This window comes from Roseobacter sp. HKCCD7870 (assembly GCF_037830315.1).
Classification (GTDB): domain Bacteria; phylum Pseudomonadota; class Alphaproteobacteria; order Rhodobacterales; family Rhodobacteraceae; genus M30B80.
The window spans coordinates 1,221,772-1,243,999 of the sequence record NZ_JBBLYO010000001.1; the positions used below are offsets into that span (position 1 = coordinate 1,221,772).

22 protein-coding genes are annotated in these 22,228 nt (G+C 56.0%); 3 read left to right on the top strand and 19 right to left on the bottom strand.

Going from position 1 to position 22,228, the window contains the following annotated elements; all coding sequences use genetic code 11:
* Positions 1-57: 57 nt before the first annotated feature.
* The 6 genes from AAC637_RS06145 to AAC637_RS06170 all read right to left on the bottom strand — a co-directional run bounded on the left by AAC637_RS06145 (position 58) and on the right by AAC637_RS06170 (position 6,592).
* A complete protein-coding gene (locus tag AAC637_RS06145; protein ID WP_340302759.1) occupies positions 58-417 on the bottom strand; it encodes a YcjF family protein in 360 nt (119 codons plus the stop codon).
* Positions 390-1,046, bottom strand: a complete 657-nt coding sequence (locus tag AAC637_RS06150) for a hypothetical protein (RefSeq protein WP_340302760.1) — start codon at positions 1,044-1,046, stop codon at positions 390-392. The genes AAC637_RS06145 and AAC637_RS06150 overlap by 28 nt, the downstream gene beginning before the upstream one ends.
* A gap of 131 nt (positions 1,047-1,177) precedes the next feature.
* The gene (gene rpsD, locus AAC637_RS06155) at positions 1,178-1,798 is read right to left on the bottom strand and encodes a 30S ribosomal protein S4 (protein WP_340302761.1); all 621 of its coding nucleotides are present in this window, start codon (positions 1,796-1,798) and stop codon (positions 1,178-1,180) included.
* 200 nt (positions 1,799-1,998) lie between these two features.
* Complete coding sequence (locus AAC637_RS06160; RefSeq protein WP_340302762.1) at positions 1,999-3,090, bottom strand: Hint domain-containing protein; 1,092 nt, start codon at positions 3,088-3,090, stop codon at positions 1,999-2,001.
* A 143-nt stretch (positions 3,091-3,233) separates the two neighbouring features.
* Entirely contained in the window at positions 3,234-4,097 is an 864-nt protein-coding gene (locus AAC637_RS06165; RefSeq protein WP_340302763.1) for a lipid A-modifier LpxR family protein, read from the bottom strand.
* Positions 4,098-4,312: 215 nt separating this feature from the next.
* Positions 4,313-6,592 (bottom strand): adenosylcobalamin-dependent ribonucleoside-diphosphate reductase, encoded by a 2,280-nt coding sequence (locus tag AAC637_RS06170; RefSeq protein WP_340302764.1) that lies wholly within the window; start codon positions 6,590-6,592, stop codon positions 4,313-4,315.
* A gap of 117 nt (positions 6,593-6,709) precedes the next feature.
* Here AAC637_RS06170 and AAC637_RS06175 point away from each other — a divergent pair, with 117 nt between their 5' ends.
* Complete coding sequence (locus AAC637_RS06175) at positions 6,710-7,141, top strand: DUF1489 family protein (RefSeq protein WP_340302765.1); 432 nt, start codon at positions 6,710-6,712, stop codon at positions 7,139-7,141.
* On the opposite strand, the gene hisG is transcribed toward AAC637_RS06175, so the two are convergent.
* From hisG to hisS, 3 genes are read right to left on the bottom strand one after another with little or no spacing between them, the layout of a single operon-like run.
* Positions 7,138-7,827 carry an ATP phosphoribosyltransferase gene (gene hisG / locus AAC637_RS06180; RefSeq protein ID WP_317656485.1) on the bottom strand — a complete coding sequence of 230 codons (690 nt, stop codon included), beginning with the start codon at positions 7,825-7,827 and terminating at the stop codon, positions 7,138-7,140. The genes AAC637_RS06175 and hisG overlap by 4 nt on opposite strands.
* Positions 7,824-8,936 carry an ATP phosphoribosyltransferase regulatory subunit gene (locus AAC637_RS06185; protein ID WP_340302766.1) on the bottom strand — a complete coding sequence of 371 codons (1,113 nt, stop codon included), beginning with the start codon at positions 8,934-8,936 and terminating at the stop codon, positions 7,824-7,826. Before AAC637_RS06185 ends, hisG begins: the two co-directional genes overlap by 4 nt.
* Positions 8,933-10,414 (bottom strand): histidine--tRNA ligase, encoded by a 1,482-nt coding sequence (gene hisS / locus AAC637_RS06190; protein WP_340302767.1) that lies wholly within the window; start codon positions 10,412-10,414, stop codon positions 8,933-8,935. Before hisS ends, AAC637_RS06185 begins: the two co-directional genes overlap by 4 nt.
* Before the next feature lie 137 nt (positions 10,415-10,551).
* Here hisS and AAC637_RS06195 point away from each other — a divergent pair, with 137 nt between their 5' ends.
* Entirely contained in the window at positions 10,552-10,752 is a 201-nt protein-coding gene (locus tag AAC637_RS06195; protein ID WP_317656489.1) for a SlyX family protein, read from the top strand.
* Between the two features lie 3 nt (positions 10,753-10,755).
* Here the strand turns inward: AAC637_RS06195 and dnaE are convergent, their stop codons facing one another.
* From dnaE to AAC637_RS06230, 7 genes are all read right to left on the bottom strand, one after another.
* Positions 10,756-14,250 (bottom strand): DNA polymerase III subunit alpha, encoded by a 3,495-nt coding sequence (gene dnaE / locus AAC637_RS06200; protein WP_340302768.1) that lies wholly within the window; start codon positions 14,248-14,250, stop codon positions 10,756-10,758.
* A 110-nt stretch (positions 14,251-14,360) separates the two neighbouring features.
* On the bottom strand, positions 14,361-16,877 hold the full coding sequence (locus tag AAC637_RS06205; RefSeq protein WP_340302769.1) for a GcvT family protein: 2,517 nt from the start codon (positions 16,875-16,877) through the stop codon (positions 14,361-14,363).
* A 184-nt stretch (positions 16,878-17,061) separates the two neighbouring features.
* Positions 17,062-17,637 (bottom strand): F0F1 ATP synthase subunit B family protein, encoded by a 576-nt coding sequence (locus tag AAC637_RS06210; RefSeq protein ID WP_340244782.1) that lies wholly within the window; start codon positions 17,635-17,637, stop codon positions 17,062-17,064.
* 3 nt (positions 17,638-17,640) lie between these two features.
* Complete coding sequence (locus AAC637_RS06215) at positions 17,641-18,189, bottom strand: F0F1 ATP synthase subunit B' (protein ID WP_340302770.1); 549 nt, start codon at positions 18,187-18,189, stop codon at positions 17,641-17,643.
* Between the two features lie 89 nt (positions 18,190-18,278).
* A complete protein-coding gene (locus AAC637_RS06220) occupies positions 18,279-18,515 on the bottom strand; it encodes a F0F1 ATP synthase subunit C (RefSeq protein ID WP_050928673.1) in 237 nt (78 codons plus the stop codon).
* A gap of 56 nt (positions 18,516-18,571) precedes the next feature.
* Positions 18,572-19,351, bottom strand: coding sequence for a F0F1 ATP synthase subunit A (locus AAC637_RS06225; protein ID WP_445322726.1), 780 nt, complete (start codon positions 19,349-19,351; stop codon positions 18,572-18,574).
* An 83-nt stretch (positions 19,352-19,434) separates the two neighbouring features.
* Positions 19,435-19,773: an AtpZ/AtpI family protein gene (locus AAC637_RS06230; RefSeq protein WP_340302771.1), complete on the bottom strand. Its 339-nt coding sequence runs from the start codon at positions 19,771-19,773 to the stop codon at positions 19,435-19,437.
* A gap of 244 nt (positions 19,774-20,017) precedes the next feature.
* Between AAC637_RS06230 and AAC637_RS06235 the strand changes: the two genes are divergently transcribed.
* Complete coding sequence (locus AAC637_RS06235; RefSeq protein ID WP_340302772.1) at positions 20,018-20,362, top strand: ArsR/SmtB family transcription factor; 345 nt, start codon at positions 20,018-20,020, stop codon at positions 20,360-20,362.
* Here AAC637_RS06235 and AAC637_RS06240 read toward each other — a convergent pair.
* Genes AAC637_RS06240 through AAC637_RS06250 form a run of 3 tightly spaced genes read right to left on the bottom strand, consistent with a single transcriptional unit; the run spans position 20,359 to position 22,175 of the window.
* Entirely contained in the window at positions 20,359-21,243 is an 885-nt protein-coding gene (locus AAC637_RS06240; RefSeq protein WP_340302773.1) for a LysR family transcriptional regulator, read from the bottom strand. The two genes, AAC637_RS06235 and AAC637_RS06240, sit on opposite strands and share 4 nt — an antisense overlap.
* 8 nt (positions 21,244-21,251) lie before the next feature.
* Complete coding sequence (locus AAC637_RS06245; RefSeq protein ID WP_340302774.1) at positions 21,252-21,854, bottom strand: DUF1523 family protein; 603 nt, start codon at positions 21,852-21,854, stop codon at positions 21,252-21,254.
* Positions 21,855-21,896: 42 nt separating this feature from the next.
* Positions 21,897-22,175 carry a hypothetical protein gene (locus AAC637_RS06250; RefSeq protein ID WP_340302775.1) on the bottom strand — a complete coding sequence of 93 codons (279 nt, stop codon included), beginning with the start codon at positions 22,173-22,175 and terminating at the stop codon, positions 21,897-21,899.
* Positions 22,176-22,228 lie beyond the last annotated feature (53 nt).

Consider the following 22,228-nt stretch of genomic DNA (forward strand, 5'->3'; position numbering starts at 1 on the left):
CTCATGTTTAGCCCTATATCGCTGCAGGCGCGCGGGGTAAAGCCGCGCTTTGCGCGATCAGCCCTTTGACCCAGTGAAAAGCCCAGAAAATGCCTCGGATAAAACACTGCGCAAAGCAGGACGGGGTAAGGCGTGAAAGGGCAAAGATCGGCAAAGCTGCATCGCAATTACCCCAAGCCGCGCGGCCATCGCCCCATTCAAGACGCCTTCACCAAAGCGGCGCGACAATTTCCCTGCCAATGACTCGCCCAAAGTATAACTGAGCAAATCGTCCCCAAGGGCAATGGCCCCTGTCGCCACAAGTTGCGCAACCACAGACCGCGCCAAGCGCATGGCGCCAAACGTGCCCGCACGCCCACCATAAATCTCGGCCACACGGCGGATCATCTTCAGATTGATCCAAAAGCTGATGACCATATCAGCGACCCCATCGGGACGAGGGCCGTGACACTGGCGACACGGCGGGTGGCTTGGGCCACCTCAGCACGGGCCTGTGCATCTAGCCCTTCCAAAAACGCTGTCTCAATCACGCCCATTCGCAAATCTGCATCAAGCACATCCTCGACACTCTGCAAACGGTGGTCTGCTGCGCCCTGCACGCCCATGCGGTCGCGATAAAGCGCGCGCAGTTTGGGGATCAAAGCGGAAAGCTGTGCTAGGTTTTGGGCGGTCAAGGCCGATTTAGCCTCAGCCTGCAAAGCCGTCATGCGCGACAGCCGCGCATAGGCCCGCCATTCGCTGATCGCAAAGACGATTGCAGCCACGAAAAACAGGCCCACAATCGCAAGGGCCACCTGCCCCCAGATTGTGCCGCGCGCCATCATATCAAGAACAAAACCCCAAACAGCGTTGATCAACAGCGCACTGGCAAGGCCGCCCGCCGACCAGAGCAAAAACCGCGATGCACCTGACATCTTTTGGGGCGCGGGCCGTTCATCGGGCGCGGCGGATGGCGCGTCAAAAATCGCAGGCGCGTCCACGGGGGATGCGCCACCAACGCTCGCCACTTCCTCATCCAAGATGATTGGGTTTTTCCGCGTGGCCATACGCCCACCCACCTCACTTCTCCGTCACCCGCAAGGGAGAGCATAAGCAAAGAACCCTGCAGAGGAACAGTCACAAAAAAGCGCGCCACAGGGGGCGCGCTTTTGATCTTCTGAACTTGTGGCGGCGAAGATTAGTTCTTCGCGTAGAATTCAACCACGAGGTTTGGTTCCATCACGACAGGGTATGGCACATCGCCCAAACCAGGGGTGCGCACGAAAGTCGCGGTCATTTTGGAATGGTCGGCCTCGACATAGTCAGGCACATCACGCTCTGCCAATTGCACAGCTTCCAGAACTGTCGCCAATTGCTTGGATTTCTGACGCACCTCAACAACATCACCCTCCTTAACGCGGTAGGATGGGATATTGACGCGCTTGCCGTTCACCAAAACATGGCCGTGGTTTACGAATTGACGGGCCGCAAAAACGGTTGGCACGAATTTCGCGCGGTAAACAACGGCGTCCAAGCGGCGCTCCAACAGGCCGATAAGGTTTTCACCTGTATCACCTTTTACGCGCTCTGCTTCTGCATAGATGCGGCGGAATTGCTTTTCGGTCAAATCGCCGTAATAGCCCTTCAGCTTCTGCTTGGCGCGCAACTGCGAGCCGAAGTCAGACAGTTTCGCCTTGCGGCGCTGACCATGCTGGCCTGGGCCATATTCGCGGCGGTTTACTGGGGATTTGGGGCGACCCCAAATGTTTTCGCCCATGCGGCGGTCGATTTTATACTTGGCAGACGTGCGTTTGGTCACGGCTGATCTCCTTCGTTAGAACGCCCCAGATCGGGGCTATGAAGGGCGTTGTCCTTTGCCGCTGCTTTCGCTTTGGCCGACAGGCTTTCCCTTGCGGGGGCCACCAACACCAATGAAAAGAAGCACCGCAAACGGTGCCTCAGTGGTGCGTGGGCTATAGGGGATTCCTCGCGCTGTCAAGCGCATGGGGGAAATCAAGCCTAGCTTAAGCCGTAAATCCCACGCGATGGCCCAAGATGGGCGGATAAAATCGCGGCTTCCGCCGCACCCAACATCCGCCGCACAGCGGGGCCAAAAAGATCGGGATGGCCTGCAAGATCAGGATGACGTTCATAAAGATCATCAAGGCAGGCGGCCGCATCGGCATCCATCTCGTCCTCGGGCAGTGCCGCATAAGCGGGGTGGAAACTGTCAACCGCGACACTGTTTGCAATCAAGACCTGATGCCCCTCAACCATCACGTGGAAATATGTGACAGAGGCCGCGCGGTGATCCACCCACGCGCCCAAATCCCCCACCAAATCCTGTGCGCGCATCATGACCTCATCTTCGCCCCAAAGCGCCCGTGCCTCGGGCGATTTAATCAATACGCGATGATCAGGGGACACCAACAGATCGGGTTCAGGTTTGCCTTTCCCAAAAAGACCCTGCGGCAATCGAATTGGGCGAAGATGCGGCGTGGCAAAAAGTTGCGCGCCTGACAGGCTGCGCTGCCCCACCCATAGGACTTCTTTCAAACCATTGTCGCGGGTGACAAGATAATCCCCTGCCCGCACATCCTCGACCGCAATTTCCCCTTTCAGTGCGGCCAATCGTGTGCCTTTGACAAAGCAAACAACAGGGCCTTGGCGCCGAAAGCGGGCGGAAAACCCGCCCCCCAAAGAGATGATTGTCAAATGTCGGCGCGAGGGTGGCATGCCATCGGGAAAGAGCAATACCGTTTCGCGGCTATCCTGAAGGGTCAGGGGAACGGCACTAAAAAACCGCACACCATCCGACAGCACCATCGCATTACGATACAGGGGATCGTGAAGGTCGCTCGACAAGTGAGGCAGGGGCGCGGGTCTTTGCATGAACTTATGCACGACCCGCGCCGCTTTGGCACGAAGTTGGAGAAGATCACGGCTGGATGTCAGAACAAGGGCGGCGTCTTTGCCTTCAAGCGGGAAGGCACGACCGTGCCAGCTCCAACTCATCCCTTCAGCCAGATCTTTCTTGTTATAGTCCGGGTCTCCCTCGATCCGCGTCTGCGCCCAAGAAATGATGAACGCACCGCGCAACCCCATGCTCATGCGATGCCTGCCTTACTTGCCTCAATGCGTGCCTTTTTTGTTTCGGCTTGGGCGGCAAACTAGCATGGGTGATTCGTTCTGTGAATCCCCTTTGACGCGTCTTGGCGAATTTTCGCACATAGACCTATGTTCAAGGAGGGGGGTTAGAAATTCCATCCAAGGCTGACCGACCCAACAACCTGCCCCGTAGTTTGGCCGGCAAATTCGGGCAAGAGATAGGTCACTCCATAAAAGGCGGTGTAGCCGTTCTGGCCATAGTGCACACCCCCGCGTAGGCGGTGACGCTCATCTTGTGCATCAGCACCATGGCCTGTGGGTAAGTATTCAGAGGCATCCACATAGGCCCAATCCGCACCCAAGACCAAAGATAGCCCATTGTCCTCTTCAGAGGCCATACCACTAAACCGCTGACCCGTGATTGGATCTCGTAGGCGCAACCCTTTTTGCCCCCATTGACCCAATGTCAGGTCAAACCCAACACGGGCCAAATCCTTTGCCCCGTAAGTCAGACCAAGGAACGGGCGCAGATAGGCCCCTTCGGAAATCGCATATTCATTGTTCGCCTCAAAACTTAGATCCAACAGGGTCTTGTTTTGCAATTCACGATTGCCCGCATTCACAACGGGTTGGCTTAACGCCTCATGCAAATCGCGCTGCAACTCGCGAATGCCTGTCTGTGGACCAATCCCCAAAATATCCGCGCCCATCGCAATATCGGCACCGCGCCAATTAAAATGGCTATGCACCCCAAAGGCCAACACGCCCGCATAGAGGCGGTCATTCAGCGCGGGAGTCGTGACATTGGCAGGCGCAATCGCCTCGCCGCGCAGGCGGAATTCGATGACATCGAGCGGGCGTGAGGTCAAATCACTCTGCCATTCCGATCCGTAAAGCACGCTGATGGAATAGGAACCCGTGCGCCACCGATATTCGCCATTCCCAATGACATCATTGTTCAGCAACCGCCCATTGCCGAGATAGGTAAATCCCGCATCTTCAGCGGCCATAGGCAAAGCGCCCCCGCAATGATCAACAGCCCAAGCAGGATGCCTTTGGAACCAAATCGCACTATTAAAAAGCCTTGCAAACGTCACTCTGGCCAAAGGCGAGCGCACAATAAACCTGACTGGGCCAGATTACGGCCAGCCGCGTTCATAAGGTAGTTAATAATAAAATTGTGTCTAAAATTTATTTATGACTGTTCTGTGTTATCCACAGGGACTTAGCCGCATTTTGAATAGCCGCAATCGGTGCAAGTCATGCACCCCTCGCTCATCCGCATCGCAGAAGACCCACAGGAATTACACTCTGCCGCCCCCGTGCGGCCTGCGCCCAAATCATAAACCTCGGCGGTGGGGTCGGTTTTCAACCCCATCCCCTCGCCCGAAATAAACCCGATTGAGATCAGATGCCGTTCGATAACACCGCCAATCGCCGCTAAGATCGAGGGCACATATTTACCCCCAATCCATGCCCCCCCGCGCGGATCAAACACGGCTTTGAGTTCTTCTACCACGAAACTCACATCACCGCCGCGGCGGAAGACAGCCGACATCATCCGCGTCAACGCCACTGTCCACGCGTAATGTTCCATATTCTTGGAATTGATAAACACCTCAAACGGCCTACGATGACCGCTGAGCACTACGTCATTGATCGTGATATAAATCGCGTGCGGGCTATCGGGCCATTTCAGTTTATAGGTATTGCCCTCTAGGGTCTGCGGCCGCTCTAGCGGCTCGGAGATATAAACCACTTCGCCCGTAGAGGCCTCGCGCGCGGTGGCGCCATCTGGCTTTGCTTCTGCCTCAGAAACACTCAGGACACTGCCCGTCACATCATTGGGGCGATAAGTGGTGCACCCCTTACAGCCCGTTTCATAAGCCTGCAGATAGACATCTTTGAAGGCCTCAAAGCTGATATCTTGCGGCACGTTGATGGTTTTCGAGATGGAACTATCCACCCATTTCTGCGCGGCCGCCTGCATGCGCACATGATCAGCAGGGGCAAGGGTTTGGGCATTTACAAAAAACGCAGGCAATTCTGCGTCACCCTGTTTTTCGCGCCAAAGTTTGACCGCGTAATCGGTCACCTCCTCCTCGCTGCGCGACCCATCCCGCTGCAACACTTTGCGCGTGTAGCCATAGGCAAAAACGGGCTCAATCCCAGAGGAGACATTTCCCGCATAAAGGCTGATGGTGCCTGTGGGCGCAATCGAGGTCAAAAGCGCGTTTCGGATGCCATCTTTGGCAATCGCCTCGCGCAAATCTTGATCCATCTGCGCCATATTCCCTGAGGCCAAGAACGCCTCGGCGTCAAATAAGGGGAATGCACCTTTTTCCCGCGCCAATTCAACCGAAGCCCAATAGGCCGCATGGGCAATTTCCTTCATCCAAATCTCAGATTGCGCCACTGCGTCATCGGCCCCGTAGCGCAGGCCAAGCATCAAAAGGGCATCGGCCAAACCCGTCACACCCAAACCAATGCGCCGCTTTGCTTGGGCCTCGCGCGCCTGTGCCTCGAGTGGAAAACGGCTGGCATCCACCACGTTATCCATCATCCGCACAGCGACCCGCACCAAATCCTTCAGCGCATCAAGATCAAGGGCCGCATCCGCCTCAAAGGGCGCGAGCACAAGCCGCGCAAGGTTAACAGAGCCAAGCAAACACGCCCCATAGGGCGGCAAAGGTTGTTCGCCGCACGGGTTGGTTGCCGCAATGGTTTCGCAATAGGCCAGATTATTGGATTGGTTGATGCGATCGATGAAAATCACACCTGGCTCAGCGTAATCATATGTCGATTGCATAATCTGGTTCCACAGGTCACGCGCCTGCACCGTGCGGTAAACCTTGTTGTCAAACACCAATTCCCAAGGCCCGTCTGCTTTGACCGCCTCCATAAAGGCATCGGTGACGAGAACAGAGACATTGAACATCCGCAGCCGCGCCGCATCAGATTTGGCGGTGATAAAATCTTCGATGTCTGGGTGGTCGCAGCGCATCGTTGCCATCATCGCGCCGCGGCGCGAGCCAGCCGACATAATCGTGCGGCACATGGAATCCCAAACATCCATAAAACTCAGCGGGCCAGAGGCATCCGCGGCCACGCCCTTAACATCCGCGCCTTTGGGTCGTATGGTCGAGAAATCATAGCCGATCCCGCCCCCCTGCTGCATCGTCAAAGCCGCCTCTTTGAGCATATCAAAAATGCCACTCATGGTGTCGGGAATTGTGCCCATGACAAAGCAATTGAAAAGCGTGACACTGCGCCCCGTTCCCGCACCCGCCGTGATGCGACCTGCCGGTAGATACTTGAAATCCTCAAGGGCTTTGTAGAATTTTTCTTCCCAATAGGCGGGATCTTTCTCCACCGAGGCCAAAGCCCGCGCGATCCGCCGCCAAGTGTCCTCGACAGTGCGGTCAATGGGTGTGCCATCCGCCTCTTTAAGGCGATATTTCATATCCCAAATTTGTTCAGCAATCGGGGCGGCAAAACGAGACATAGCGCAGACTTTCACGATCAGATGGGGAAACACAAACTAGGGGCCTTGGCGCAAGCGGTCAACTTGAACCTTGCGAAAAATAGCATACCATGTCTTGAGGGACTTTGGGGAAGAGATATGAGCAGCACCATAAATCTGGTCAAATTATGTGTCGGCGCCGAAGAGGTGCAGGATCTTTTGAACTGGCAAAAGAACCCGCGCGCCTTGAGGCCATCGGGCCTGCCGCGCCATGTGACACGGATGTGGCCCAAGCGTGAGGCAGAAATTCTTGCAGGCGGATCGCTTTATTGGGTGTTCAAAGGATTGATCCTATGCCGCCAAAAAATCTTGGCCCTAGAGGAGGTTGATCGCGGCGATGGGATCAGGCGCTGTGGCATCGTTTTGGAACGGGATGTCACCCGCGTGACACCCACGCCCAAACGCCCGTTTCAAGGGTGGCGCTACCTCAAACCCGAAGACAGCCCCCGCGATTTAAACGCCAATCGCGCAGAAGAAGAAACTTTGCCGCGTGAATTGCAAACCGCTTTGGCCGAAATCGGCGTTCTTTAGATCGAAAGCTTGGTTTTCAGCCCATCAAGGGCGGCTCGGGCCCCATCCGTCCAATCTGCGCCGCGCGCCCGAAACAGCATCGCTTGGCTACGCAGGATCATCCCATCCGACAGGATTTTCAGGTTATTGGCCCGCAAGGTTTCCCCTGTTGAGGTGATATCAGCGATCAATTCCGCCGTGCCATGCGCCACGGTGCCCTCGGTCGCGCCTTGGCTGTCGACCAATTGATAATCGGCAACACCTGCAGCGCGCAGATAGTCCCGCACAAGACGATGGTATTTCGTGGCAATCCGCAAACGCATCCCATGGGCCTCGCGGAAATCTGCGGCAACAGCATCAAGATCATCCACGCAATCCACATCAATCCAACATTGCGGCACGGCCAAAACCAAATCCGCAAAGCCAAATCCAAGCTCGGCCAATTCTTCGACCGACTGATCCCATGCGGGAATCTTCTCACGCACAAGATCGGTGCCTGTCACGCCCAAATGAATGCGGCCCGCCGCCATTTCGCGTGGAATTTCTCCCGCAGACAGCAACATCAACTGCATATCCGCCCCCGAAACTTCGGCGGCATAATCGCGCTCTGAGCCTGCGCGGCGCATCTCAACCCCGCGCGCTGCAAACCAATCAAAGGTCTTTTCCATCAACCGCCCCTTAGACGGCACCGCAATACGCAACGTCATATGCCACCCCCCTGACGCGAGAGGCCATGCAGCAATTCAGGACGGATCACCCCGCCCACGGCAGCAATCTCACGACCATTGCCCAAGATTTTGGTCAGCGCATCATAGCGTCCACCTGTTGCAACGGGGGGCATATGCGGGTCAGTCTCGTTGAAAAAGCCGAACACAAACCCATCATAATATTCCATATTCGTCCGCCCATAGGAGGCCTCGAACCATAGGTCATCTACGGCGACACCTGCGGCGGACAGCGCCTCAATGCGGCGCACCAAGCCCGAAATGGCGCTATCGATCTGCGGTAAATCCACAGCTAAATCCCGCAATTGTGCGACTGCGTTTGGCAGGGTTTCGCGCAAGGACAAAACCCGCTCCAAGGCTTCGGCCTGCGCCGCCGAAATACTGGGCGCATCATCATCCTCGGCCAAAGCGCGCATACGGCGCAAGACATCAGCGGGGCTGCGTAGACCACTCCAATTTTCAGTGGCGTCAATCATGGCTTCAGGCCCTAAATCGGCCATCTGGGCAATCAATGCTGCACGGGTCGCAGGGGCATCGCTGCGGCCTGAAAAACGATCTAGCAAGCGCCGAAAACGGCGCGGACGCCACACATGGCGCCGCAAGGCGCGTTTGCGCCGCTCGGTTGTATCAAGGGCAGATATCGCGGCCAAAACCACGCCAATATCGCCAGTGACGGCACGCAGGCCATATGGGGCAAGCAATGTGCTAAAAAGGGCAAAGACTTCGGCATCTGCGCGCGCAGGGTCATCACGATCAAACAACTCATATCCCACTTGCAGATATTCGCTCGCGCGGGCGGGACTGGCCTCCTGTTTGCGGAAAACCTCGCCCATGTAGCTATAACGCGCAGGCTCCGCCCCGTCCGACATATGGCGCTGCACCACGGGCACGGTGAAATCGGGCCGCAGCATCATTTCGCCGCGATTGGGGTCATGCGTGACATAGGCCCGCGCGCGGATATCTTCGCCATAGAGATCAAGCAGCGTATCAGCAGGCAGCAAATGATCGGCCTCAAAAGCCACGGCGCCCGCGGCTTGAAATGCCGCAAAGAACCGCTCCGCCTCTGAACGAATGGCCGCTTTTTGGCTCATCCCTGACGCTCCAATATAGCGCGAATTTCGGTGACCAGATCACCGCGCGCCACTTCGCGCTGTGCAGGTTGCGCCTTCCATTCCTCAAGGCTTGCATTGGCTGAAATCTTGGCCCCTAAGATCAAATCCTTGATCTGAACCACGCCGCGCGCGGCCTCGTCCGAACCTTGGATGACCGCAACAGGGCTTTCGCGTTTATCTGCATATTTCAACTGATTGCCGAAATTCTTAGGGTTGCCCAAGTAAACCTCGGCGCGGATGCCCGCATTGCGCAACTCAGTCGCCATGGCTTGATAATCCGCCATGCGGTCGCGATCCATGACCGTCACCACGACAGGCCCCTGCATCGCGCCGCTGATCCGCCCTTTGGCGCGCAATGCGGCCAAGAGGCGATCAACCCCGATGGACACACCCGTTGCAGGCACATCTTGGCCTGTGAAGCGTTTGACCAAATCGTCATAACGTCCGCCGCCTGCAACAGACCCAAATTGACGCGGGCGGCCTTTGTCATCCAGAATCTCAAAGGTCAACTCCGCCTCGAACACGGGGCCCGTATAATAACCAAGGCCACGCACCACCGAAGGATCAATCACGATCCGGTCGGGGCCATAGCCTTGCGCATCAAGCAGCGTGGCAATGGTTTCAAGTTCGGCCACCCCAGCCTCACCAATCGCAGATGTCCCAATCAGCTTGCGCAGCATCACCAAAGTCTCGGCATTGCTGTCTGCGCGCGCCAACAGGAATGCCACGATCTGATCGGCCGCTGCCGCATCAAGACCCACGCCATCGATATAAGCCCCAGACTCATCCAAACGGCCCTTGGTCAGCAATTGGATCACGCCTTCGCGGCCCACTTTGTCGAATTTATCAATCGTGCGCAGCACAGCTTGGCGGGTGGTTTCATCCTCGGAGGACAATCCAATGGTCGCCAGAACCCCATCCAACACCTTACGATTATTCACCCGAACCACATAATCGCCGCGCGGAATGCCCACAGCCTCAAGCGTGTCTGACAGCATCGCGCAAATCTCGGCATCTGCGGCAACGCTGGCCGCGCCAACCGTATCGGCATCGCATTGGTAGAATTGGCGGAAGCGCCCCGGCCCTGGCTTCTCATTGCGCCAAACGGGGCCAAAGGTGTAGCGGCGATAGGGGCTTGGCAAATCATTGCGATATTGCGCCGCTACGCGGGCCAAGGGGGCGGTCATGTCATAGCGCAGCGCGACCCAACCGCCGTCTTCCTCCTCCTGCCAAGCAAAAACGCCCTCATTGGGGCGATCCGTGTCAGGCAGGAATTTCCCCAAGGCCTCCACGGTTTCCACGGCCGATGTCTCAAGCGGGTCGAAGCCATAGCGCTGATAGGTTTCGGCAATTTTGGCAAGCATCTCTCGCCGCTCCAACACCTCCGCGCCGAAGTAATCGCGAAATCCACGCGGCGTCTCTGCTTTAGGGCGGGGCTGTTTTTTCTCTTTTGCCATAACCATATCCTCGATCTCGCGCGTGGTGTAGCGCCCTCGCGTCAAAGGGGCAAGAGAGGGGTGGTCATGGGGGCCCTGCAAAGGTTAGTTTGCATCCGAACGCAACGACACAATCCCAGACAAGGATCATAGGCCCCATGAGCGCCTCTCGCGATGATTTGGAAATGCATTTGGCCCATCTCACCCGCACAGTCGATGACCTCTCGGAGGTGGTCGCACGCCAAGATCGCGAAATCACCCGTCTTACCGCCCGTGTTGAGATGCTGATGCAGCGTGAGGCAGATCGTGAAGCCGCAGGCGATATGCCCGCCGCCAATCAAAAACCGCCCCATTGGTGAGGGTTAGACCTCTTCCACCGCGATGACACCGCCCAAAGATTTCAGCGCCCCTTTTATGGCGGGATTGACGGGGTAATCCTCGCCCAAGAGGACTTCGACCTCACCCGGAAGATCAGCGGCTGTGAGGCATAATTGAATTGGGCCTGTCACCCGCGATGCATTGGTCTTTTTGGCCTCGCCCAACACATTGGCCAATTGCGGCAAAGCGGTCGCGTCCTCGACAAACACCCTCAAGCCTGTAGCCCCACCATGTGCGGCAACCGCATCAATGGGCTGCACTGCGCGAGCTAGGAGTTTTAATTGTTCCGCTTCATAGGTGGCCTCAACGGTCAACACCACATTCTGGCCCGCCTCTAACAGATGCCGCGCAGACTCGAGCAGGTCAGAGAACACTGTGACTTCGTAAAGTCCCGTTGGATCGGAAAGACCCACAAAGGCAAAACGGGTGCCGCGCTGGCTTTTGCGCTCTTGCTTGACCGCAACCGCCCCTGCCAATTTGGTGACAAAAGCCCCCCCTTGCACCCGCGCCTCAACCTCACGCAGCGACAGGCAGCCTGAGCGTTTCAAGCTTGGCATATATTCATCCAAAGGATGGCCAGAAAGATAGAAACCAACCGCCTGATGCTCTTGGGAAAGCCGTTCATTCGGCAACCAATCTGGCGGATTAGACAAGCGTGGCTCAGGCAAATCATCGCCCCCTTCCCCGAATAGGGAGGTCTGGTTTGACGATTTTTGATCGTGAATTGCAGCAGAATAGGCGACCAGCGCATCCAAACTGTCAAACACGCGGCGGCGGTTCGCATCCAGCTCGTCAAAGGCGCCTGCACGCGCCAACATCTCAAGCGGCCGCTTGCCCACCCGTTTCAAATCAACCCGCCGAGCGAAATCAAAGAGCGATGCAAAGGGCTGATCTCCGCGCCCTTCAACGATCAGGCGCATTGCGTCGACACCGACATTTTTCAAGCCACCCAAGCCATAGACCACGCGCCCTTCGGACACGGAGAACGTAGCAAGCGAGCGATTAACACAAGGCGGCACGATCTCGATGCCAAGACGACCCACCTCTTGGCTATAAATAGACAGCTTATCCGTCAGATGGATATCGCAATTCATCACCGCAGCCATGAATTCGACAGGATGGTTCGCCTTGAGCCAAGCGGTTTGATAACTGACAACCGCGTAAGCGGCCGCGTGCGATTTGTTGAAGCCGTAATTGGCGAATTTTTCCAGAAGGTCGAACACTTCTTCGGCCTTGGCCTTGTCGACCCTATTTGCCTTTGCGCCTTCTACAAATTTGGGGCGTTCGGCATCCATGGCCTCTTTGATCTTCTTCCCCATGGCGCGGCGCAGCAAATCCGCACCGCCTAGGCTATAGCCTGCCATGACCTGCGCAATTTGCATCACCTGTTCTTGATATACGATGATGCCTTGCGTCTCTTCGAGGATGTGATCAATCAACGGATGGATCGAGGCACGCTCTTTGATCCCATTCTTAACCTCGCAATAGGTTGGGATATTCTCCATCGGGCCCGGGCGATAGAGCGCCACAAGGGCCACGATATCCTCAATGCAGGTGGGGCGCATACGCCTTAGGGCATCCATCATGCCCGAGCTTTCCACCTGAAACACCGCAACCGTCTTGGCCGAAGCATAGAGCGCATAGGTCGCTTCATCGTCTAACGGGATCGCGTTGATCTGGTTTTCTGCCCCCTCAGGCGGTTGATAGAGCGCGTGGCCATCTGGTGCGACATGCAAATCGCGGCCCGATGAATGGATCAGATCAATGGCATTTTGCACCACAGTCAGGGTTTTAAGACCGAGAAAATCGAATTTCACCAAGCCCGCAGGTTCTACCCATTTCATATTAAACTGGGTTGCAGGCATGTCCGAGCGCGGGTCTTGGTAAAGTGGAACCAACTCGTCCAAAGGGCGGTCACCGATCACAACGCCCGCGGCATGGGTTGAGGCATTGCGCAAAAGCCCCTCCACCTGTTGACCATAATCCAAAAGCCGCGCAACCACTTCTTCGGCCTGCGCTTCTTCGCGCAGGCGCGGTTCATCGGCCAAGGCTTTTTCAATGCTCACGGGTTTGACCCCCTCAACAGGGATCATTTTTGACAGGCGATCCACCTGACCATAGGGCATTTGCAAAACCCGCCCGATATCGCGCACGGCCGCCTTGGATAACAGCGCACCAAAGGTGATGATCTGCCCCACGCGGTCGCGACCATATTTTTCCTGCACATATTGGATCACCTCCTCACGGCGATCCATACAGAAGTCGATATCGAAATCGGGCATTGAGACGCGTTCAGGATTGAGGAAGCGCTCAAACAGCAAGCTATAACGCAGAGGATCAAGGTCGGTGATGGTCAAGGCATAGGCCACAAGGCTGCCTGCACCCGACCCGCGCCCAGGCCCAACTGGGATATCATGCTCCTTCGCCCATTTGATGAAATCGGCCACGATCAAGAAATAGCCCGGGAAGCCCATCCCCTCGATGATGTCCAATTCGAAATCGAGGCGCTTTTGATAGTCCTCAACTGATGCCGCATGCGGGATCACCGCAAGGCGCGCTTGCAGACCTTCATTGGCCTGACGGCGCAGTTCTTCCACCTCGTTCTCGGCAAAGCGCGGCAAGATCGGGTCGTGGGTGCGCGCGCGATAGGCGCAGCGCTGTGCAATCTCGACCGTGTTTTCAATCGCCTCGGGCAGATCAGCAAAGAGTGTCACCATCTCTTCGGGGGTTTTGAAATAATGCTGAGATGTCAGGATACGGCGTGGTTCTTGTTGATCGACATAGGCCCCTTGCGCGATGCAGATCAACGCGTCATGCGCCTCATACATTTTTGGTTTGGGGAAATAGACGTCATTGGTCGCCACAAGGGGCAGGCCCATCTTATAGGCCATATCAATCAAATGCGGCTCACTCAGCGCCTCTGCCTCGGGCAGACCCTGATCTATGGGGTGACGCTGCAATTCAACATAAAGCCTATCCCCAAAGATCTCAGCCAATCGCGCCATCAATCCTTCGGCTTTGGCTATTTGCCCCGCAGAGAGCAGCGCGCCAAACGGCCCCTCAGGGCCACCAGAAAGACAGATCAACCCCTCATTATGCGCCGCCAATTCATCAAGGGTGACATGGGGAATCTGGCCATCGCCGCGCAAGTAGAAATGCGAATTCAGCTTTAATAGGTTCAAGTAGCCCTGACGCGATTTCACCAAAAGAACAATGCCGCGCGGGGGGCGCGGCTTCTCGCCCTGCGCTGCCGCCTCATAGGCCAAATCAATCTGGCACCCCAATATCGGCTGCACACCTGCCTTGACCGCATATTCGGAAAACTCAAGCGCGCAGAACATGTTGTTGGTGTCTGTCACTGCGACAGCGGGCATGCCTGCATCGGCCACCAATTGCGACAAAGATTTGATCCGCATCGCCCCTTCAAGCAGCGAATATTCGCTATGCACACGCAAATGGATGAATCGAGGCTTTGACATATACTCAACCTATGAAATGCGCGCCGAGCAGAAAAGCAAAAAAGCCGCCTGCATCTCCAAAGGGATGCAGGCGGCCTTCACGGGAGGAACCCTGTCTCGATCAGGCTGGATCAGCCATCCACGCGGATCGTGACGTTCTTCGGATCATAAGGGCTGTCTTCGGTAATTTCCGCATCATAAAGTGCGCCCATGATCATCACCTTCAGCTTTTGCCCAAACTGCGCATAGTCAGGTTTCACATAGCCCATGCCGATCTGTTTTCCGAAATGCACGGAATAGCCACCTGATGTCAGACGCCCAACACGGGTTTCGCCATCAAACAGGGCTTCGCGCCCCCATGGGTCAGCATCCTGAGGCCCGTCTATCAACAGCGTCACACATTTAGAGCGGATACCCTTATCAAGCATTGCTTGCTTGCCATGGAACTCCTTCGAGAGATCAACAAAGCGATCCAAGCCCGCCTCCAATGGCGTAGCATCACGTCCGAGTTCATTGCCAAAGGCCCGATAGGATTTCTCCTGACGCAGCCAGTTCTGCGCACGCGCACCAACCAGCTTAAGCCCATGCTTTTCGCCTGCGGCCATAAGTTGATCCCACAGGTGATTTTGCATCTCAATCGGATGGTGCAATTCCCAGCCCAACTCGCCTGTATAGGCCACACGCGCGGCGCGCACAGGCACCATGCCCAGCTCGATGTCGCGCACAGACAGCCACGGCGAACGCTTGTTCGAGAGGCGTGTTTCTGGCTCTGCGTCACGGACAAGCTCGTTCAAGATCGCGCGGGAATTTGGCCCCGCAAGGGCAAAGACACCCCATTTCGTGGTCACATTCTCGACCGCAAACCAGTTGCCTGTGCTTTGGGTTTTGGCCCAGAAATCTTCTTCGGCCTTGCGCAGATAATCGCCGTCATAGGCCTCCCACGCGCCTGCAGAGACGAGGTAGTAATCATTCTCAGCAATCCGCATGATAGTGTATTCGGTGCGGGTCGTGCCTGCATCGGTCAGCGCATAGGTCAGGTTAATCCGTCCCACTTTGGGCAATGCGTTACAGGTAAACCAATCCAAGAAAGCAGTCGCTCCAGGCCCGAACACACGATGCTTGGCAAAGGCTGTTGCATCAATCAGGCCAGCGGTTTTACGGATCGCTTCCGCTTCCTCGCGAGCAAAGTTCCACCATCCGCCGCGGCGGAAACTGCGCGCATCATGGTCAAAATGAGACGGCGCATCTTTGGGGCCGTAGTAGTTTGGACGTTCAAATCCGTTCACACAGCCAAATTGCGCGCCAAGCGCCTTTTGACGATCATAGGCAGGGCCTGTGCGCAAAGGACGGCAGGCTTCGCGCTCTTCGTCAGGGTGGTGCAGAACATAGACATGCGCATAGCATTCTTCATTTTTGCGCGCTGCATATTCGGTCGTCATCCAATCTTGGCCGTAACGCTTCGGGTCAAGGCTGGCCATATCGATTTCCGCCTCACCTTCGACCATCATCTGCGCCAAATAATAGCCTGTGCCACCTGCCGCGGTGATGCCGAAGCTGAAACCTTCAGCCAACCACATATTCCGCAGGCCAGGCGCAGGGCCGACCAATGGGTTCCCATCGGGGGTGTAGCAAATCGGACCATTGTAATCATCCTTCAGACCCACTGTCTCACTGGACGGGATGCGGTGGATCATGGACATATATTCTTCTTCGATCCGCTCCAGATCGAGCGGGAAGAGATCCGCGCGGAAACTGTCGGGCACAGCATATTTGAAGCAGGCAGGTGCGCCTTCTTCATAAGGCCCTAGAATCCATCCGCCGCGTTCTTCGCGCACATACCATTTTGCATCTGCATCGCGCAAAACGGGATGCTCGGGCGCGCCATTTTGACGGAAGTCCACCAATTCTGGATCAGGCTCCGTGACGATATATTGATGCTCGACTGGGATGGCGGGGATTTTGATGCCCAACAATTTCGCTGTGCGCTGCGCATGGTTTCCTGTTGCGGTCACAACATGTTCGGCAGTGATCACTTGGGTTTCCTCAGAAGGAACCAAATTGCCGCCCTTTTCTACCATCTTGGTGACAGTGACGCGCCATGCCTCGCCTGTCCATTCATAGCCATCAACTTGCCATTTGCGCTCGATGATCACGCCACGCTGACGCGCGCCCTTGGCCATGGCTTGGGTCACGTCTGCAGGGTTGATATAGCCGTCAGTCGGGTGGAACAGCGCCCCTTTGAGATCTTCTGTGCGCACCAGTGGGTAGCGGTCTTTAATCTGCGCAGGTGTCAACCACTCGTAGGGAATACCAACCGTCTCAGCGGTCGATGCATAAAGGCGGAACTCGTCCATGCGTGCATCGGTCTGCGCCATGCGCAAGTTACCGACCACAGCAAACCCTGCGTTGAGGCCTGTCTCTTCTTCCAACGTCTTATAGAATTTTACAGAATAGTCGTGAATATGGCTGGTTGCGTAGCTCATGTTGAACAAGGGCAAAAGTCCAGCCGCGTGCCATGTCGAGCCAGAGGTCAATTCATCCCTCTCCAACAGCATCACATCCTGCCATCCCGCTTTTGCAAGATGATAGGCAATAGATGCTCCAACGGCACCGCCGCCGACAACCAAGGCTTTGACATGTGTGTTCATGATATCCGCTCCCGCGCGTGATCTGTGGTTGTCCCCTCTTGCCAGAGGTCAAGCCGCGCGGCCTCGCCCGCCCGACCGAAAAAAGACAGAAAACGACATCTGTGACACAGGCCACATAATCAACAAAAAAAAGGCCCCTCTCAGGGGGCCTTTTTCATAACTTTTACCTTCCAAGCATACCTGCTTAGTGCAGGCGGCTTTCCACTTCGGCGATGGCCGCATCAATGCGCTTGTTCGCCTCGGTTGCAGTGGTGCTATCGGCCAAAATCTTTGCCGCCGCCGCAATCGCAACATCCACAGCACGGTTGCGCAATTCACGGGTCGCTTTTTCTTCGGCGCTCGTGATCTGCTCCTCAGCTGCCTTTAAGCGGCGCGCGATGGATTGCTTGAGGTCTTCTTTGGCAGCATCGGCAGCCAAACGAGCCTCTTCGCGGGCGTGGTCGATAATGCGCTGAGATTGTTCAGCCACTTCGCGGCTTTTACGCTCATAGGCCGCCAGAACGGCTTGCGCTTCATCGCGTAGGTTGCGGGCCTCATCCAATTCGGAACGGATGGTTTCCGCGCGGTCATCCAACATCTTGAGGATCATCGCAGGCACGTTGAAATAGAACAACAGCGCCAAGAACAAGATGAAGCCAATCAGCACCACGTAATTGGTGTTGAAGAAAGACGCAAAGCCGTAATCACCACCTGCTGCAAAAGCAGGCGCCGCGATTAGGGTCAGCGCAGATGTTGCCAATGTCGCGTAACGCAGTGTCATGGCTTATCCTTTCATCCGCTCTGCAATGGCCGCTTTCAGCGCCTTGGCATCGGGCTTGCCGCCACCAAGAGCCGTTACAATCTCGGCTGTCGCATCCTTTGCGACCGCTTCGATGTTTTTCACAGCGCCTGCGCGGATCTCACCGATACGCGCTTCAGATTCTTTTGCCTTTGCAGCGATCTGCGCATCCGCTTTTGCAGTTGCGTCCGCCAATTCAGCCGCGATTTCGCTGCGGGTCTGGGCGATGATGTCTTGCGCTTGCGCGCGCGCATCTGCGAGGGCTTTGTTATAGGCCTCTTCCGCTTCAGCAGCTTTGGCTTTGAGGTCTTCAGCAGCGGCAATGTCTTTTGCAATCACGCCTTGGCGGTCTGCCAAAACGGATGCAACGCGAGGCAACGCCACGCGGCTCAAGATCAAATAAACGACCACCAGTGTAACCACGAGCCAGAAAATCTGGTTCGGGAAGGTGGAGAAGTCGAGTTGCGGCATACCCCCCGAGGCGGCTTCACCACCATGGGCTGCACTGGCAACGTTGTGGGCAGTCTCTGCCATCATGTCCTCCTGGAACCGGTGATTACACTGGGCCGCTGTGGCGCGCTGCGCGCAAAGCGACCCAGCCGTAAGGATGGTTCGCTAAAGGCTTAGACTGCGAACATCAGCAGAAGTGCAACGAGGAACGCGAAGATCCCCAAAGCTTCTGCGAACGCGATACCGATGAAGAGCGTTGCGGTCTGACCTGCAGCGGCAGATGGGTTACGCAAAGCACCTGCGAGGAAGTTGCCTGCAACATGGCCCACACCGATCGCTGCTGCGCCAGAGCCGATAGCGGCAAGGCCTGCACCGATGAATTGACCGAGTTCTGCGATATTGCCTTCCATTTCCGTTTCTCCTTACGTTGGAATTGGCTGAATAGATGTCCTGAACCGTGATCCGCTTAGTGGTGCGGATGCAGCGCATCTTTCAGATAGACGCAGGTTAGGATGGTGAACACATAGGCTTGGATCACGGATACGAGCACTTCGAGCCCGTAGATCGCGACAATGCCCAAGATTGGGGCGAAGGCTGCGACGCCCATCGCGCCAGCGAAACCTGCAAACACTTTCAAAACTGCGTGGCCCGCCATCAAGTTACCCGCAAGACGGATGGAGTGGCTGACGGGGCGCACGAAGTAAGAAATCAATTCGATGATGGCAAGGATCGGGCGCAACGCCAATGGCGCGGAACTAACCCAGAACAGGCTGAGGAAGCCTGCGCCGTTCTTGATGAAACCCACCAAGGTCACTGTCAGGAATACCGCCGCCGCCAAAATCGCGGTCACCGCGATATGCGATGTGGTGGTAAAGCTCATTGGGATCAGGCCCAAGAGGTTCGACAGCAAGATGAACAAAAACAGGGCGAAAATATAGGGGAAGAAGGGCAGCGCATCTTTGCCTGCAACATCTTCGACCATCTTACGCACGAAGCCATAGATCAGCTCAGCAACCGACTGGCCGCGCGATGGAACCACGGCGCGACCGCGCGTGCCCATGACCATCAACGCCACAATCGCGATGACGCTGAGCGCCATCCAGAGCGTGGAATTGGTCGGCGTGTACCAGTTCAGCGTGTCACCAAACAATGGGGAGATGACGAATTGATCCATCGGGTGGATCGCCAAGCCGCCTTCGTAATCGTCAAGGAGACCCAAGACGAAAAGCACAGCCGCGATGGCCAAAAGGACAAATGCAATCGGCTTGCCCGAATTAGAGGGCTTGTTCTGATCAGAATTCGTTACATCCGAAGCCACGGTGTATCCCCTTATTTAGTGCCGCCCTCATCCGCGTTTTCGCGGGCTTGGGCTTGGTTCTGAAGCTCTTGCGCAGATCGGATCATCGTTTTGACCCCAGCCACAAAGCCCAGCAATGTAAAAACGACCATCAGCCAAGGGCGCGTGCCCAAGAGGCTATCCAAGCCCCAGCCCATGCCAACACCGATCAACAACCCGCTGACCAGTTCAATCACCATCCTCCACGCGTGCTGCGCTTGGGAATAATGCTCCCCCATCGGTGGTTTCTTGTCGGCTTCGCGCGACCGAATGTTTGCCAGTTTTTCTTCCAACGCCTTAAGGCGGTCGGGATTTGGCGATGGCTCGGTCATGTGCAAAGCACTTTCAGAAAACGCCCCTCGGGTGTCGCGCGGAACCTAAGAACAGGCCGCGCCAGAGTCAACGAAACTTTGCACCCGCAGAGAAATGCATAAGCTATTGAATATACAGTAATAAAATTACCTGCGACAAGTTGGTCGAATCAACCCGTCAAAAGGTCTGCGGCAATTTTCGACAATTTCCCATATTCAACCAAATGGTTGACGATTGCCTCAGAAGGCAGGATAGGATGCCAATATGAGCGCCAGTTCCCTAGATCTGACCTTTGCTGCCTTGGCAGACCCAACCCGCCGCGCGATCTTGTCGATGCTGCTGGAAGATGACATGGCCGTGACCGATGTGGCGGAACCGTTTGAAATGTCTCTGGCTGCGATCTCAAAGCACCTCGCCATCCTTGCCCATGCGGGATTGATTACCCAAGAAAAGCGGGGACGGGTCAAGTGGTGCAAACTCGAGCCTGACGCGCTGCGCGCCGCAAGTGTTTGGATGCAGGGGTTTGGTCAATTCGAACCCATCCACCTAGACGAGTTCGAAGCCTTTCTCGCCCGCGAATTGGATGGGGCTGATACGCAGGGCGGTTAAACCGTCCCAACGATATTTTTGGCGTTATCTTTGAGAGAGGCCAAGACGCGCTGCACCTTTGGGCTGCGATGCAAATCGACATGGGTGACCAACCAGACAGAAGAGTTCCATTCGTCCAGTGAGGGCATCACCTCAACCAAGTCTGCATTTTGCTCAAGGGCAAAGGCGGGTGCAAAGCCTATGCCGATCCCCGCATGAACGGCCTCAATCGCACTCGCGAAATCGGAGGCCCGAAACACGATTGCATCTTCAGGCACATGATCCTTGAGCCAACTTAAAAACGGCGCGCGGCTATCGGCTTGAGTGGTTGCCACAAAGCGATGCTGCCTTGCTGTTTCTAGGCTGAATGGCCCATGCTGTTCGAGATAGGACTTGGTTGCATAAAGACGCGACCTGAGCGTGAAAAAGGGCTGCACGACATTATCAGGCTCCGATGGGGCAGACCCTGCACGAATGGCAATATGCGCCTCGCCCAATTCCATCCGAAAGACGCGCTCATCCGTCACCAAACGAATGCGCAAATCTGGATGATCGTTTTGCAATTCGGCCAATGCGGGCATCAACAACTGCGCTACAAAGCCAAGCGCGGTCAGCACCAATTCCCCCGACAGCGTATCGCCCTGCCCTGCAATACGCGAGGCCAATTGTGAAAACCGCGCTTCAGTTTCAGCGGCAGTCGCAAGCAAATCCTGCCCGGCCTCGGTGGGGGTGTAGCCGCGTGCATGACGATGGAACAACCGCACCCCAAGACGCCCTTCAAGCGCATCTATGTGACGGATCACTGTAGCGTGATGCACCGATAGATAATCTGCGGCCCCAGACACCGTACCCAGTCGTGCCACATGATAAGCCGTGCGCACCTCATCCCATGCATCCATCATCGCACCCTTTACTTGCCGCGCAAACGATCACGGCTTTTCGACCAAAACACAGCCGCCCTGTCATAAAGCGGATCAAGAATGCGGGCTTCAAACCGCTCCCACAAGCGCCATAGGGCCAACAAGACAACCAAAAGAAGGACGAGAATCGTAATCGGCATCCATGGGATCAGCGTCACATCTGGCCCTGCCACCTGACGCAAGGCCACAGCATTGGGATAGGTCGTCAAAATGCGCGAACGCCATCCGTAGTGGGTAACCGCTACCCAAATCGGGTCAGCCGCAGTCGAAATCAGGTTTGCCGCTTCGGCCTGCAGGTCTGAGCTGTCCAACTTGAAATAAGGAGGCCACCCAAAACCCGTATCCTCATTGCGGAACACGTGAACCTCGCCCTGCGCATCGACCGTATTGATCAAACGCAAATCGCGCGATGCGAGTTGTGCGCTGCCTGTATCGCCGCGCGCGTAGAAGATGCGGTTGAGGCCTGAAAAATCTTGCCTGATTATTTCTGTCTGCGTGATCCGCAAAATATCACGCTGCGGCAATGTATAGTGGAAGAACGCGGCAAGGAACGCGCCCAATATCAGTAATGCTATGATCCGTGGCCAACGCATGCGCCGCCTGCCCCTTTGTCATTTATTTTCTCATTACGCTCCCTAAGGCGCGAACGGATCGGTGAACCCAACATAAAGGAACAGCGCCGCCAGTGGCAAAGCATAAACCACAACCGCCAAACGCAGCGCGATTTTACGCATAGATCCTGCCAGACGGCGATTGATCCAATCCTCACGATGCTCATTCGCGGCATCAGACGGATCCCGCTTTCGCCATTCCGCGATTAAGGCCTCACGCTGGCCTGCGCGCAAATAAAAATAGAGCGATACAAAGACTATTGTCAAAAGCACCGCCGTCAGCAAGGCTATTCGAATAACCACACCCTGTTCTCCCAGATCCGTGTCTCATCCTTGATATAGGCACGGCGCAAAAA